Genomic DNA, 13308 nt, shown 5'->3' on the forward strand with positions numbered 1-13308 from the left:
ATAATTGAAAAACCCGGCCATCAGCCGGGCTTTTCTCCCCCTCTCATCAAATCCACCTTTGCGTGTTCACCCTCAACTCAACCTCACAAATCTGTCTCTCCGTGTTCTGTTTAATAAACGAACGAGGATCCTAAACAGATTTAATATAATTTGTTAATTACCTGTAAATGACAATATAGCGGCATGGGTGGTAGTTACTCAGTTTGCGCCACCACAATAAATTACGAACTATAAACCATTCCTTCTATCTGGCTGTTAACATAAAAAGAACTTTATGAAACTGCTGCCAATTGATATCAACCAGGTTAGCCAGGCCGCTACTGGCGACTATACCAACCTAGCGCTTAGCGTGGTAAATGATCAGGTGATACGCATGAGTGTAATGACCCGTCCCTACTACTGGCATTATCATCCCAATTCAGATGAAAGCTTTCTGGGCTTGGAAGGTATATTGATCATAGAATTGGAAAACCAGACGATTGAATTGTATCCCGGCCAACTCATTACCATCCCTAAAGGCATGCCGCACAAAACCCGGCCAAAAAACCAACGTTCAGTTAACCTCACCTTTGAGCATCAGCACATGGAAACCTCTATAATAGGCGAATAACTTTTGTACAAAGACGATGGAATTATAAATTGCCAGAAATTTATTTTAAAATAAAATACCTAATGCTAGCTATTTACACGAACTCGTATAATACTTAGCTTAGATTGATGAAAAAGACCCTGCTGCTACTTATCTGCTGTTTGCAATTAACAAGTATACTCGCACAATCTACCAGCTGGGGGCCATGGCAAACAACCGCATGTTTCAAAGGCATACAGTTCAGAACAAGGCCTATGGACAACGATGCATCCAATTTTACCAAGTACATACAATTCAGAAATACCTATCCTAAAAAGATTGCTTTTAGTTTTGTGGTAAAAACCGGGAGCCAGGAAACGGATGAATACATTAAACAAAACGGCGGGCAGTACAGAACCGAACTTAAAGCAAACTCAACCGATGACGGTATGATGCTGGTAAGGCTTACCAATGGCAACACACCCTACTTAGCTGTAGGTTATTTACGAATGCTGGGAAACGACGAAGTAGAGGCCTCACAACCTTATGAAGGTTGTGATGACAACAGGTATAATACCTGTTTGCTTTGCAAGTTAAAACCCAGGCCTTCCTGCATTAATTATGATAAATCTAAAAAAGAAATAATTAATAACACGAACCCTTCATCTGCCATCAGTTCCGAAAATTTAATAAAAAATAATATCAAATCATTCCTTAAGGAGGAAATACATTTGATTTATCCCGGTTTAACTGTAAACACTCCAAATGTTACCATCGGAAACAACAATTTAGAATTTTCTACCGAAGTAATTGACCAATTACCCCAATACCCTTGTCCAAGTTCTAAAACATTTTTCAGCTATTCTATTCCGCTTACCAATATCATTTTAGAAAAAATTGATAAGGAAGTCTATGCCGTGGGGAACAAAAAAGTACTCAACATTAGAACAACCCAAAAACTTAGAGTAGTTGGAAAAAAGTACCGGCAAAACCCTTCTGAGTGTTCAGCATTGACCGAAGACAAAAACTATGCAGAAAATAAATTGGTTTCAGAATTCCAATTTGAATACAACTTTGGCCCAAATGACGAAAACTTTATTCAACTTCAAAACGCTATTGAGGCATTAAAGAACCCAGGGCATCAAACAAGTTTAGCTTCGCAAAAAGTACCTGCCGGTAAAGAGCAGCCAGAACCGATTAATAATGTCCCGGTTAAACAACATATAACACAGGAAAATATTATAAAAGCGATCGAAACCTACAACATAGGCGCAAAAGCAACAGCGCAGGAAGATTGGGAAACCGCCGAAAAACAATTCAGGGCCGCCCTGCTCATCAATCCTGAATTACAAGAGGCAAAAAAAGCACTATCAGATCTGATTACCTACAAAACCGTACTATTTTACAATGAAGGCATAGCCGCCTTTAACAACAAAAATCTGGAACTGGCCGAGGAAAAGTTAAATCAGGCCTTAACATTAACGGCTAACCATTTAGAATCTTATCTTGGTTTATACAGCGTTCTGGCGGCTCAGGACCAAATCTTAACAAGTAAAATGAATGCCCTGGGTAATACAAAACAGGGTGATGCTACTTATGTTAAACTAAAAAACTCAAAAAAAGCGCTGTATAAAAAAGTAATACCTGTTTGCAAAAAATTGATCGTGCTTGACCAGGAAAATCAACAGCAACACAAAGTCAACTTAAAAACAGCATTGGAGTTTAATTGATCCGCGAACTATTTTATATTGTACCGGCGATAACAATGAAAACTTCATTGTAGAAATGCAAAAAGGTAATCAGGAACATTTCAAAGACCGCATCTTATTTTACACCGCAAATCTTGTACAGGGGCATGGCAAATCCGTTGAAGCCAATTGGGATTATAAACTCCCCGAGGTTTACAAATTGTTTGTAGCTAATTTTCCATTTAGCATGACAGAAATACGGTTGCTGGAACTATTAGCCAGCATGTAGTTTCATTTTAAGCATTCTTGCTGCCTGGGTATAGCCCCCATTTGCACCATCAACAAAATGCACATGGTCGTCCTTAAGGTCGCGTACATAACACGACATTACCGAGGCCCCGCTCAGGTGCAAGCCGTATGCCAGTTCTCCGGCAGCTTCCAGCTCATCCAAGAAAAGTTGCAAGGCCATCCTTTGCACGGCTTTTCCAGAAATAACTGTATTGATCTTACCATCTATAACTAGTGTGTCCGACCGCTCAACTAAACTTTTCAGGTACATTTTTCCATCTCTGGTAAGAAAATAAACCCTTCCGTAAAGGTTAAGAAGCCAGGTCTGCAGCAGACTAAGCCATTTTATTTTGCCTAACTGCACCCGCATTTCTAGCTCTATCTGTTTAAAAGAACTTTTCAGTTTTAACCTCGAAACAGATATGGGCTGTCTTTGCTGCAATGGCCCGTATAGTTCATCAATCTTATCCATCACCTTTTTAAAAGGTACCGACTGTAATATGCCCTCACGGGCTACAACCAGCAGGGTAATTACCTCATCCCGGTTCTCGGGCGCTGCAATTTTGTCCCAACGGCATTGCATTCCGCTAAGATCGGGTTCCACTTCCGGCAAAGGTTCTTCAGCAAAAAGAGATGTTGCCCCTTTAACCAATCTCTCTGCATAATTCAAACCATTGCCCAATACAACAGGTATGGAAAAAGACGTACCGCTGCTAAACCTGGTAATATCCAGCTCATGCCCCTCTGCATAAATCTGTTTAACCGGAACAGTTCCGGTGCGCAGCTCCAGGCCAAAATTAATTGATATGTTTGCCCGGTAAGATGACAGGGCCTGTATGGCCTTATCCATAACCGATGGCGGAACAATAAAAGTTGCCCCGTCTCCGCCAAAAAAGAAAGGTATACTGATGCCCATGCCGAAGGCTATATTAAGTACAGCAACAATGCTGCCCGCTGCAATCAGGTTAATATTTTGGTGCCCACCGCTCAACACTACCTGCGTAGAACTTTTGATATCTGTAATAATGACGTACCAGTTTGAAGGGACCTGCCGGAACAGGTCTTTCCGGGTTAAAAGGTCGCCAACAGGCATCCGGTGTACCGGCAGCGAATCATAAAATTGCTCATCAGACATTAAAGGTAATATACGGGAAAATTAAATATTAACCTGTAGTTATTTTTGCGGGGCTCCTGAAATCGGAAGGGGGACATGTACTGGTAAAAGAAATCAGCATCGTAAAAAAAGGGGTAAAAAGCCTGGGCTATGGTTTTGTGTTGTTGCAAGACCAAACTGCTGCAGGCAGGGCCATTTATGCCTTAGATGGCAAACATCACAAACTCAATCCCGCAAACTGTAGAACATCTCAAAATATTGATTTTTAATCCAACATTTTGCTGATTATCAATTTGTTAAAAAAATAAATTTTAATTTTTATTACCAGCGAATATTGTTTTTTGTAGATAATTCCGTCTTGAAATAATCTTTTAAAAAAATCAATTATGCAAACGGAACAAATTACCATTTATCAAGCCGGAGATGGCACCACAACTATTGATGTAAAACTTGAAAACGAAACGATTTGGCTTACCCAGGCACAGATCAGCGAACTTTTTAGAAAGGACAGATCTGTAATTACTAAACACATCAACAATGTATTTAAAGAAGAAGAAATAGATGAAAAAAGCAATGTGCAAAAAATGCACATTGCAAATGCAGACAGACCTGTCGCTCTATACAGTTTAGACGTTATTATCTCTGTAGGTTATAGAATAAAATCCCCTAGGGGCACTCAATTCCGCATCTGGGCCAATAAAATTCTCAAAGAACATCTTGTTAAAGGTTACACCATAAACGAAAAACGTTTAAAAGAACAGGAAAAACAGTTAAAAGACCTCAAAAAAACTGTTACGCTGCTAAGCAATGTACTTGAAAACAAAGAACTAAACTCCGATGAAGCCACTGGTTTGCTAAGGGTAGTTACAGACTACGCCTATGCACTGGATATACTGGACAAATACGACCATCAGGAACTAACTATTGAGCATACTACTACTGAGGAACTCTTTAGCATCAATTACCCTGAAGCAATAAAAGCCATTCAGGATTTAAAGAATAAGTACGGAGGCAGCTCATTATTTGGGAATGAAAAAGATCAATCTTTTCAGGGCTCTCTTGCCGCAATATACCAAACCTTTGGCGGCATTGACCTGTATCCCAGTGTAGAGGAGAAGGCTGGCAACCTGCTCTATTTTGTAGTTAAAAACCACTCTTTTTCTGATGGTAATAAACGCATTGCAGCCTACCTGTTTGTATGGTTCCTGGAAAAAAACGGGATACTGTACCGGCCAGATGGATCAAAAAGAATTGCAGACAATGCATTGGTGGCTTTAACCTTAATGATTGCCGAAAGTAAATCAGATGATAAGGAGATCATGGTAAAGGTGATTGTGAACTTAATCAATTCAAACAACTAGAAAATTGCATATTGATCGCTACGCCAGCTCACCTACATGTTCTGTAAAGTAAATAACCTTACAAAACATGTAGGTTCGTGGAGCTGCCATATCATTTGTTGTACTTTTTGAGCCTGACTGCTAAGAAAGAGCACCTTTTTTCAGCTGCCCGGGTTTGCTATCTCAATTTACTATTTACATAAGCCGCAATGGCTTCGCTAATAAATGTCCTGAACTCTGGCCCGAAAACACCAGATTCACTGGTAAACCTCTCATCACTTAAATAAAGCTGCCCCAGCCCGTAATAAGCCTCGGCCTGTTTATCTGATGCATCATGTGTTCCCCAGAGTTTGCGGGTATTGAGGTAATGCTCATGTACCAATCCCTGTACCCGGTCACTATCAGCAGGCAGGTCTTTCAAAAGCAAGATGGCCTTTCCCAGCTCTTTTTGCCGCAATACCAATACCTGCATATCGCTTTTGCTTAAGCTTTTCAAATGTTCTTCGGCATGTATTACCACTTCTTCTCCGTAGCTGTCAATAGCCTGGTCTCTGTATTTTTTGGCCTCATCTGCTGAAAGGCCTTCGTATAGATCTTCTAGTTTTAACATGGTTTTGTTTTTTATTGAATGTATGGTGTTGTCAATTGTTTTCATTAGCGTACCTATTCTGGCCTTTCTAGCCTGCAGCATACGCTTATGCCCCTGCAGCGCTAAAATCAGATCAAAATCCGGGTCATCTAGTATCAGCAGGATCTCTTTTAACGGAAAGTCCAGTTCTTTGTAAAACAGGATCTGCTGCAGGCGTAAAAGTTCTTCTTTCCCGTAAAGCCTGTAGCGTGCATCTGTTCTTTCTGCTGGCTTAAGCAAGCCAATCTTATCGTACAGGTGCAGTGTTTTTACAGTAATTCCGGATAGTCTGGCCAGTTGTTTTACAGAATAGTATACTTGCTTTTTCATGCCAATTATTATTTATTGAGCAAAGGTAGGCTATGACCCAAGGTAAGAGTCAAGAACTATTTTCAAATAGTTTGCAATTGGAGATCTGTCAAAATTTCGGCCGGTATAATTTCAGCTTTAGACCCGAAAAATACAGGCTCAGGCTATTCCTGATTGCCAAAATGTAAACAGACGGTTTTCTTTGGTAAAAAATATAAAGCAATGAAAAGAAAACTGATATGCACAATGGTAGTAGCGATGGTAATTTCGCTCGCAGGCCATGCCCAATCTAAACTGACAGAAACGCAGAAAAAAGAAATGAAGGAAAAGTATGAAGCCTACAAAGCTCAGCTAAACCTTAGCGAAGAGCAGGCTGTCAAAATGGAGGAAATCAATACCGCTTATTTTGAAGGACTTGCCGGCCTCAGGCAATCCTCTGGCTCAAAGATGTCAAAATACCGGAAATTTAAAAGCCTGAGCAGCGAAAAGGATGAAAAGGTTAAAAAAATATTGGATGAGGAACAATATCAGCGATACAAAGCACAGCAAAAAGAGATGAAGAGTAACCTGAAATCTAAAAAACAATAGCATGAAGCCCTTATTTAAAACAATCATTGCCGGAATATGCCTGTTTATTTTTTTAGGCTGCGCAAAAAACGAGGAACCTGAAAAAATTTACCGGATAGCCGGAAAGATGACCATTGAAACCCGCAACCGTACTTATTTGCTTAACCTGCCCCCAGATTATTACAAAAATGAAAATACAGTGCCGCTGGTCATCGCATTGCACGGCGCCGGGGGCAGTGCCGCTCAATTTGAACAGCACTACAACTTTACCGAACAAACCAACCGCAGCGGGTTCGCGGTAGTTTATCCCGAAGGTGTACGAAGCGATGGGGTATTAAAACTCAGAACATGGAATGCTGGTACCTGCTGCCACTATGCCTACGAACAAAATGTCGACGATGTGATGTACATCAGCAAGCTTATCAACCATTTGGTCAGTACCTATAAAATCAATAGTAAAAAAGTATATGTTACAGGGATGTCCAATGGCGGTATGATGGCTTATAGGCTGGCTGCTGAAATACCTGATAAAATAGCCGCAGTGGCACCGGTAAGTGCCAGCATGGTTTTGCCTGGGCCCATTCATCCTTCGCGTCCCGTACCAATTATGCACATCCATTCAATAAAAGATACCATTGTGCCCTATGCAGGGGGTGTAGGAATAGGCGGTTACACTTTCCCACCTGTAGATTCTGTCCTGAAGATCTGGGCAGCGAAAAACGGGTGCACAGCAAATCCGCAGGTCATTGTTAACGATCAGAAGTATAGACTAACAGCCTGGAAAGACTGCAGCAATGCCACCACTATACGTTGTTACCTGACCATGGATGGTGGGCATTCCTGGCCAGGCGGAAAGAAAAGCAACCCGCGCGGAGATGAACCATCAACTGCAATTAATGCTACTGAGCTCATTTGCAATTTTTTTCAGGGCTACAGCCTGCCCTGAAAAATTTTGTTCAAAATTGAAAATTCGTATATTATCTGAAGCATGAAATCAAACAGCATATATCAGGTCCCTTCAAAAACGAAACTGATAGTTTTAACGGCCCTGGCAATAACTATTTTGTTCTCACTGCCAAGGCTGGCGGTTTTCCGTCACATGAAGTACAGCTTGAACATCGATTTCAGATTTTACGAATTCGCCGCCAGGTCCCTGTATTCCTATATCATTGCCATCGCTTTTTTAGCGCTGAATTTACGCAGCCGGAAACTGATATGGGGCCCGGTTAATTATAACCCAGCTAACATATACCAGAAAGTAATTTACAATATCGTGTTATTGGCCTTCTTTTATGTAGTGCTGATCCCTTTACACCTGGCACTTTTTGAACCTTACCTGCGCGAACGGCTTTTCAGGTTTTTCTTTAATCTGCATCTCTTTTTAGAGTTCTTGTTAACCCTGCTCATTTCGCACATTTACAAGCTGGTGTTTTACAACCAGCAGATCAAACTTGCAAACGAGGCATTGTTAAAAGCAAATGCAGAGACCAGATATGAGGTGCTGATGAACCAGGTAAACCCACATTTTCTGTTTAACTCTTTTAATACCATTAATGCTTTGATCAACAGCAATAAAGAAGAAGCGGTTGATTTTGTAAACAACCTCTCCGACGTTTACCGATACGTACTGGAAAGCAGCAAAAAAAATTTAGTTACAGTTGCTCAGGAAATCGGGTTTGTACATATTTACGTTAAAATGTTAAAAGCCAGGTATGGAAATAAATTACAGGTTGATTTTGCAATAAGGGATTATGCTTTGGATTTGTTTGTTCCTCCGTTGGCCATCCAGGTCCTTATCGAAAATGCAGCGAAACATAACATCATTTCCACAAAATCACCACTCACAATTTCTGTTTTTATGACCGATGAGACAACATTGACCGTGGCCAATCCCATCCAGGAGAAATTAATGCGCCAGCCATCTACCGGTATCGGACTTTCCAATCTGGATGAGCGTTACAGCCATTTATCGGATAGGCCCATTGTTATCTGCAAAAAGGACAACCAGTTTATGGTTACCATTCCTTTGTTAAAAAATATTGAATAAGATGGAGATACTGATCATTGAAGATGAAGAAAATGCCGCATCACAACTATCAGGGATGCTGCTTGAATACTATCCGGCCGTAAGCTTTGCCCCGGTAATTGACAACATCACCGATGCGAAAGCCTACCTGTCATCCAAACCTGATATTGACCTCATTTTCCTGGACATCAATCTTTCCGACGGAATTTCTTTCGAAATATTCAAAGATGTTAAAATAGACATCCCGGTTATATTTACCACAGCCTACGATCAATATGCGGTACAGGCTTTTGAGCTAAACAGCATTGACTACCTTTTGAAACCGATCCGTAAAGAGAAGCTGATCTCCGCGCTGGAAAAATTCAGCCGGTTAAGCAACAGACAGCCAAACCTTGCTAACGCTATGGCTATTGAAAAAATAGCTGCGCTTTTGCAGTCTAAAATGTCCTATAAACAGAATTTCTTAATCCCGTTTAATAACCGTCTTGTTCCTTTAAACGTAAACGATATCTCCTGGTTTGAGTTGTGTAATGGTTTGGTAAAGGCAGTTACCTCAAATCACACCACTCATATTCTGGAAGAGAAAAGTCTGGATGAACTGGCAGAGCTGCTTGATCCCAAAATGTTCTACAGAGCAAACAGGCAATATCTCATCAGCCGCAAAGCAATTAAAGATGTACATTATTATTTCAATGGCAGGTTACAGGTAAATATCGTTCCTGAACCAGAAGAGAAAGTGGTAGTGAGCAAGGTCAAAGCTGTACAATTTAAGAACTGGCTTAAAATATGAAGTCCACCGGTGTTACAATAGAAGCATTAACAAACAATCAACATTTTGCATGAATTTTAGTCAAAAATCATGCAAAAATTCACTATAAATTCGTAGCTTAGTGGTTGAAAGGAAAATATGATGTCAAAATTAGATGAGTTAAAAAGTCATTTAAAGAAAGGAAATATCTATAAGAGGGATGAACTACAAAAGTGGTCAAGCTCTGCTGCAGAGAAAGGCATAATCGAAGCCCTTGTCGAAAAAAGTTAGGCTAAATGGCCACAGCCCATCATTTTCCATCATTCGTTTTATTAGACCTATTCAATGTCAATTCCTCCCCGGTAAGCGCAAAGCATAGATTTTATCATTTATAGTAATAATTCCGATTTATCTTTTATCCGGAATTATTAATAAATTCGACCTATACTAAATCATATGCTCCAATTGAAAACCCTGCTACTTGGAACTTCTTTTTGCCTCGTCTTTAACCTTGGCTATGCCCAGGAAGTAAAAAACATTTCCAACAAACGGAAGAACGATTATTTTACCATCAATGAAAAGTTCAGTGTACTGAAAGACAAGCCTGAAAGACAATCGGAAGGTGGTAAATTATTTTCTTTTTACAAGAAAAATTCTTTTATCTACATCCCTCCAAAATTGCTACGGTTAGTCTGTAAAGATCCTGTCCAGCTTTATCGTCATTCTTGTTGCTCAGCAGTACAATCCCTATACGGTCATTTGGGTAAAGCGAAAAAAAGGTCCTGAAGCCTTCCGTTCCCCCATCGGCCCGGATGTAGTAATCCCAGTTCCGGGTTTTTCCTATGGCCCATTGAAAACCATACGCCCCCTGCTCTACATTACCGTATATTACCCGGTGGCTAAGCTTTACAGCAGCATCGGCTTCGGCTAGCTGATAGTCCATATACTTCAGCATATCTTCAAGGGTAGAAGAAAGCCCGCCAGCAGCAGCCATTTCCTTTTCACTGTAAGTAACCCTGGTATCGATCATTTTAAGCTTATTGAGGTAAGTGCCCAATAATTTTGCATAAGCCTGCTGATATACATTTTCCAGCGCATAACCCAGCAATTTGTACCCCGCATTAGAATAGGCATAGCTGGAGGGTTTTATTGAATCCAGCTTAAATGCCCGTAATTCTTTCATAAACCCCGATTTATCAATTGCTGTAAAATTGTTGGGCAATTGAGCAGTATGGCTTAGTAAATAGCCCACTTTTACCGGCTCCCCGCCGCTATAATGCAGGTTTGGAAAACTGCCCGGAAGATATTGGCAAATGTCGGCATTGAGTTTCATTTTACCTTCGGTAATGGCCTTGGCAACCAGCAAACCGGTAAAGGTTTTGGTTATGGAACCGATCTCATAAAGAGAATGGTCATTAGGCAGCTTTGCCGTTCCGGGAGCAGTTTCGCCATAATGATATTGGTACTTTCCCGAAGCTGTAACAACACCAATAGAAAGACCCAACCTGCCTTTCTCTGCTATATACAGCTTTGCTGCTTTATCAACTACCATATCCAGTCTGGATTTCATGGGGTTGGCGCTTAGGACCTGCCCGCTAACCAACTTACTACCAATGAGTAAAACAAACAAAATGAGTATTTTTTTCATATCCATAAGACGCATTTTAAACAGAATAGTTTCAATGGAAAAGACAGCGCTAATTTTCTGTGCCTTGTAATTTAGCTAGTTCTGTTTTATGATCCATTTTATCTTTTGCCAGCTCAACTGCCTTATGGAGTTGTTGTTGCAATAATTTCTGTGACGGTAATACAGTTAAATAGTCAGAGACTTTAATATTACTTTGGTTCAGCTGCATTAACTCCACATGCTCTTGCTTTTTACCCGTACATAAGATTAAACCCACGGGTGCATTTTCTCCCTCCAGTTTATCATACTTTTCGAGATAACGTAAATAAAGTTCCATTTGCCCCTTAAATCCAGCCTCAAATTCTCCAATTTTCAAATCAATCACCACAAGACATTTCAACCTTCTATGGTAAAAAAGCAAGTCAATATAATAGTCGCGATCATCAATAGTTATTCTTTTCTGGCGTGCCATAAAAGCAAAGTCGTTTCCAAGTTCAATAATAAACCGCTGTAATTCTGCGATAATAGCACACTCCAGATCCTTTTCCGAATAAGTATCAGCCAAACCCAGAAAATCTAAAAAATATGGATCTTTAAAAATCAGATCTGTGCTCAACTTCTTTTCGCCCTTAAGCTTTTCCAGGTCATTTTGAATAGTTTCTTCAGGTTTCTTGCTAATCGCTGTCCGTTCAAACAACATAGACTGGATACGTTCCTGTAGCTGCCTGGATGACCATCTTTCCAGTTTGCACATTTCTATGTAGAAATCGCGTTTTAAGGGGTTTTCAATAGGGATTAGTATTTTTATATGAGTCCAACTCAATTGTCGCCGCAGTGTGGCGACAATTTGCTCCTCAGGAAACAACTGTGCAAATTGCATAAATCTCCTCAATTGTTTTTCATCCCAACCCCTACCGTATTCTTCGGTTAGTTGCCTAGATAACGAAATCACAACCTGCTTCCCGTACTCTGCTCGCTCATTCCCTAGCACCTCTTCATTAATTCTCTTCCCAATCTTCCAGTATCATGGATATAATATTTTGCGGCCGCTTCTCTTCTCAAAAAGCAGCTTCTCCATCAATATTTACGCACCTGAAAAACTCAACCCTTCCTTACATTGTTATCCCTGTAGGAAACAGCGTTACCTTTTAGCTAACCTGTTCATTTTGTTGAAATGAAAGCTATTCTCACTTGTTGTTCAACTGTGCTATTGGCTATGTTGCTACTGGGACCAGCATGCCCTGCTCAAACCATTAAACGCCTCGATGCAAAGCATCTTAAGGCAACAGACCTAACCACATATATCAGGCAGCTAATGGATACGGCAAAGGTTACCGGCCTTGGAATTGCTGTTTTTAACAACAACAAACAGGTTTATTCCAAGACATTTGGCTATGCCAATTTACCTCATAAAAAGAAGTTAACAGCCAGCGCTTATCTTTACGGTGCGTCTTTCAGCAAAGCGGTTTTTGCATACCTTGTAATGCAGCTGGTTGGCGAAGGCATCCTGGACCTCGATAAACCACTGGTGCAGTATTTGCCCAAACCATTGTTATCCTACACCTTTCCTGGAAAACTAAAGGACTACCGGGACCTGCAAGGTGATAAGCGGTACGAAAAAATTACCGCACGGATGTGCTTAAGCCACACTACCGGTTTTCCAAATTTCCGCTGGTTCGAACCCGATAAAAAACTCCGTATCAAGTTTAAACCGGGAACCAGATTCAGCTATTCCGGAGAGGGCATGTACCTTTTGCAGGTGGCTGTTCAGGAAATAACAAAAACAGGTCTTGAAACGCTAGCCCAGCAAAGGGTATTTAACCCCTTAAACATGTTCAATACCAGCTACAAATGGCAGCCAGCTTTCGAGGAAAACCTGGTAGCTGGCCATGACAGTGACGGCAATACCATCGATTTTCCAAGGCGTATTGATGCAAATGCCGCCGGATCCATGGTTACTACTTTAGATGATTATACTAGGTTTTATACGGCCCTTTTACAAGGCAAAAGGTTAAAGCAGGCACAATGGAAAGAAATGACCAGCCCGCAAATCCGCATACATTCTATCAAACAGTTTGGTCCTTTATCCTGGAAAGACAGTACATTGAACGATCATATACAACTTTCTTATGGGCTGGGTTTCGGAATCATCCAGACACCCTATGGCCGGGCTTTCTTTAAAGAAGGCAATGATCGGGGCTGGGGCCATTATTCAATCGCTTTTCCAGATCAGAAAACAGCTATAGTGATCATGACCAATTCCGACAATGGCGAAAGCATTTTTCGTGATCTGCTGGCTTATGCCATTGCTGATATTTATACGCCCTGGCAATGGGAAAACTACATTACCTGGCAAGAGAAACAAGCAAACCGCTAAACCCAAATACAGCCCCAGGGTTATGACA

The 13308-nt window shown here is 40.8% G+C and carries 14 protein-coding genes; 10 read left to right on the plus strand and 4 right to left on the minus strand.

The genetic code is table 11. The annotated features are described in order from the left end of the window. Positions 1–274 precede the first annotated feature (274 nt). The 3 genes from B9A91_RS02240 to B9A91_RS02250 all read left to right on the plus strand — a co-directional run bounded on the left by B9A91_RS02240 (position 275) and on the right by B9A91_RS02250 (position 2545). Positions 275–610 carry a cupin domain-containing protein gene (locus B9A91_RS02240; RefSeq protein ID WP_084236796.1) on the plus strand — a complete coding sequence of 112 codons (336 nt, stop codon included), beginning with the start codon at positions 275–277 and terminating at the stop codon, positions 608–610. 107 nt (positions 611–717) lie between these two features. Continuing rightward, a complete protein-coding gene (locus B9A91_RS02245) occupies positions 718–2298 on the plus strand; it encodes a tetratricopeptide repeat protein (protein WP_084236797.1) in 1581 nt (526 codons plus the stop codon). Positions 2299–2308: 10 nt separating this feature from the next. Continuing rightward, the gene (locus B9A91_RS02250) at positions 2309–2545 is read left to right on the plus strand and encodes an Rpn family recombination-promoting nuclease/putative transposase (RefSeq protein WP_262497607.1); all 237 of its coding nucleotides are present in this window, start codon (positions 2309–2311) and stop codon (positions 2543–2545) included. Here the strand turns inward: B9A91_RS02250 and B9A91_RS02255 are convergent. Beyond that, on the minus strand, positions 2531–3679 hold the full coding sequence (locus B9A91_RS02255) for a DUF3095 domain-containing protein (RefSeq protein WP_084236799.1): 1149 nt from the start codon (positions 3677–3679) through the stop codon (positions 2531–2533). The genes B9A91_RS02250 and B9A91_RS02255 overlap by 15 nt on opposite strands. A 92-nt stretch (positions 3680–3771) precedes the next feature. Here B9A91_RS02255 and B9A91_RS24550 point away from each other — a divergent pair, with 92 nt between their 5' ends. Together B9A91_RS24550 and rhuM are read left to right on the plus strand one after the other, a co-directional pair. After that, the gene (locus B9A91_RS24550; protein WP_394334671.1) at positions 3772–3927 is read left to right on the plus strand and encodes an RNA-binding protein; all 156 of its coding nucleotides are present in this window, start codon (positions 3772–3774) and stop codon (positions 3925–3927) included. Between the two features lie 117 nt (positions 3928–4044). After that, a complete protein-coding gene (rhuM, locus tag B9A91_RS02260; protein WP_084236800.1) occupies positions 4045–5019 on the plus strand; it encodes a virulence RhuM family protein/type II toxin-antitoxin system death-on-curing family toxin in 975 nt (324 codons plus the stop codon). A 157-nt stretch (positions 5020–5176) separates the two neighbouring features. On the opposite strand, the gene B9A91_RS02265 is transcribed toward rhuM, so the two are convergent. Then, on the minus strand, positions 5177–5956 hold the full coding sequence (locus B9A91_RS02265) for a MerR family transcriptional regulator (RefSeq protein WP_084236801.1): 780 nt from the start codon (positions 5954–5956) through the stop codon (positions 5177–5179). Between the two features lie 201 nt (positions 5957–6157). Between B9A91_RS02265 and B9A91_RS02270 the strand changes: the two genes are divergently transcribed. From B9A91_RS02270 to B9A91_RS02285, 4 genes are read left to right on the plus strand one after another with little or no spacing between them, the layout of a single operon-like run. Continuing rightward, entirely contained in the window at positions 6158–6523 is a 366-nt protein-coding gene (locus B9A91_RS02270; RefSeq protein WP_144008831.1) for a hypothetical protein, read from the plus strand. 1 nt (position 6524) lies between these two features. After that, the gene (locus tag B9A91_RS02275; RefSeq protein WP_084236803.1) at positions 6525–7448 is read left to right on the plus strand and encodes a CE1 family esterase; all 924 of its coding nucleotides are present in this window, start codon (positions 6525–6527) and stop codon (positions 7446–7448) included. A gap of 42 nt (positions 7449–7490) precedes the next feature. Continuing rightward, positions 7491–8549, plus strand: coding sequence for a sensor histidine kinase (locus tag B9A91_RS02280; RefSeq protein WP_084236804.1), 1059 nt, complete (start codon positions 7491–7493; stop codon positions 8547–8549). Between the two features lies 1 nt (position 8550). Next, positions 8551–9318 carry a LytR/AlgR family response regulator transcription factor gene (locus tag B9A91_RS02285; protein WP_084236805.1) on the plus strand — a complete coding sequence of 256 codons (768 nt, stop codon included), beginning with the start codon at positions 8551–8553 and terminating at the stop codon, positions 9316–9318. Positions 9319–9934: 616 nt separating this feature from the next. On the opposite strand, the gene B9A91_RS02290 is transcribed toward B9A91_RS02285, so the two are convergent. After that, positions 9935–10924 (minus strand): serine hydrolase domain-containing protein, encoded by a 990-nt coding sequence (locus tag B9A91_RS02290; RefSeq protein ID WP_159451619.1) that lies wholly within the window; start codon positions 10922–10924, stop codon positions 9935–9937. A 49-nt stretch (positions 10925–10973) separates the two neighbouring features. Continuing rightward, positions 10974–11918, minus strand: a complete 945-nt coding sequence (locus B9A91_RS02295) for a PDDEXK nuclease domain-containing protein (RefSeq protein WP_084236807.1) — start codon at positions 11916–11918, stop codon at positions 10974–10976. A gap of 201 nt (positions 11919–12119) precedes the next feature. On the opposite strand from B9A91_RS02295, the gene B9A91_RS02300 reads away from it, so the two are divergent. Next, entirely contained in the window at positions 12120–13280 is a 1161-nt protein-coding gene (locus B9A91_RS02300) for a serine hydrolase domain-containing protein (protein ID WP_262497578.1), read from the plus strand. Positions 13281–13308: the final 28 nt, after the last annotated feature.

This window comes from Pedobacter africanus (assembly GCF_900176535.1).
Taxonomy (GTDB): Bacteria; Bacteroidota; Bacteroidia; order Sphingobacteriales; family Sphingobacteriaceae; genus Pedobacter; species Pedobacter africanus.

Excerpts from the sequence above, each read along its gene's own strand:
- B9A91_RS02240 (WP_084236796.1), top strand. The coding sequence starts at position 275 with ATGAAACTGCTGCCAATTGATATCAACCAGGTTAGCCAGGCCGCTACT.
- B9A91_RS02245 (WP_084236797.1), top strand. The coding sequence starts at position 718 with ATGAAAAAGACCCTGCTGCTACTTATCTGCTGTTTGCAATTAACAAGT.
- B9A91_RS02255 (WP_084236799.1), bottom strand. The coding sequence starts at position 3,679 with ATGTCTGATGAGCAATTTTATGATTCGCTGCCGGTACACCGGATGCCT.
- rhuM (WP_084236800.1), top strand. The coding sequence starts at position 4,045 with ATGCAAACGGAACAAATTACCATTTATCAAGCCGGAGATGGCACCACA.
- B9A91_RS02265 (WP_084236801.1), bottom strand. The coding sequence starts at position 5,956 with ATGAAAAAGCAAGTATACTATTCTGTAAAACAACTGGCCAGACTATCC.
- B9A91_RS02270 (WP_144008831.1), top strand. The coding sequence starts at position 6,158 with ATGAAAAGAAAACTGATATGCACAATGGTAGTAGCGATGGTAATTTCG.
- B9A91_RS02275 (WP_084236803.1), top strand. The coding sequence starts at position 6,525 with ATGAAGCCCTTATTTAAAACAATCATTGCCGGAATATGCCTGTTTATT.
- B9A91_RS02280 (WP_084236804.1), top strand. The coding sequence starts at position 7,491 with ATGAAATCAAACAGCATATATCAGGTCCCTTCAAAAACGAAACTGATA.
- B9A91_RS02285 (WP_084236805.1), top strand. The coding sequence starts at position 8,551 with ATGGAGATACTGATCATTGAAGATGAAGAAAATGCCGCATCACAACTA.
- B9A91_RS02290 (WP_159451619.1), bottom strand. The coding sequence starts at position 10,924 with ATGAAAAAAATACTCATTTTGTTTGTTTTACTCATTGGTAGTAAGTTG.
- B9A91_RS02300 (WP_262497578.1), top strand. The coding sequence starts at position 12,120 with ATGTTGCTACTGGGACCAGCATGCCCTGCTCAAACCATTAAACGCCTC.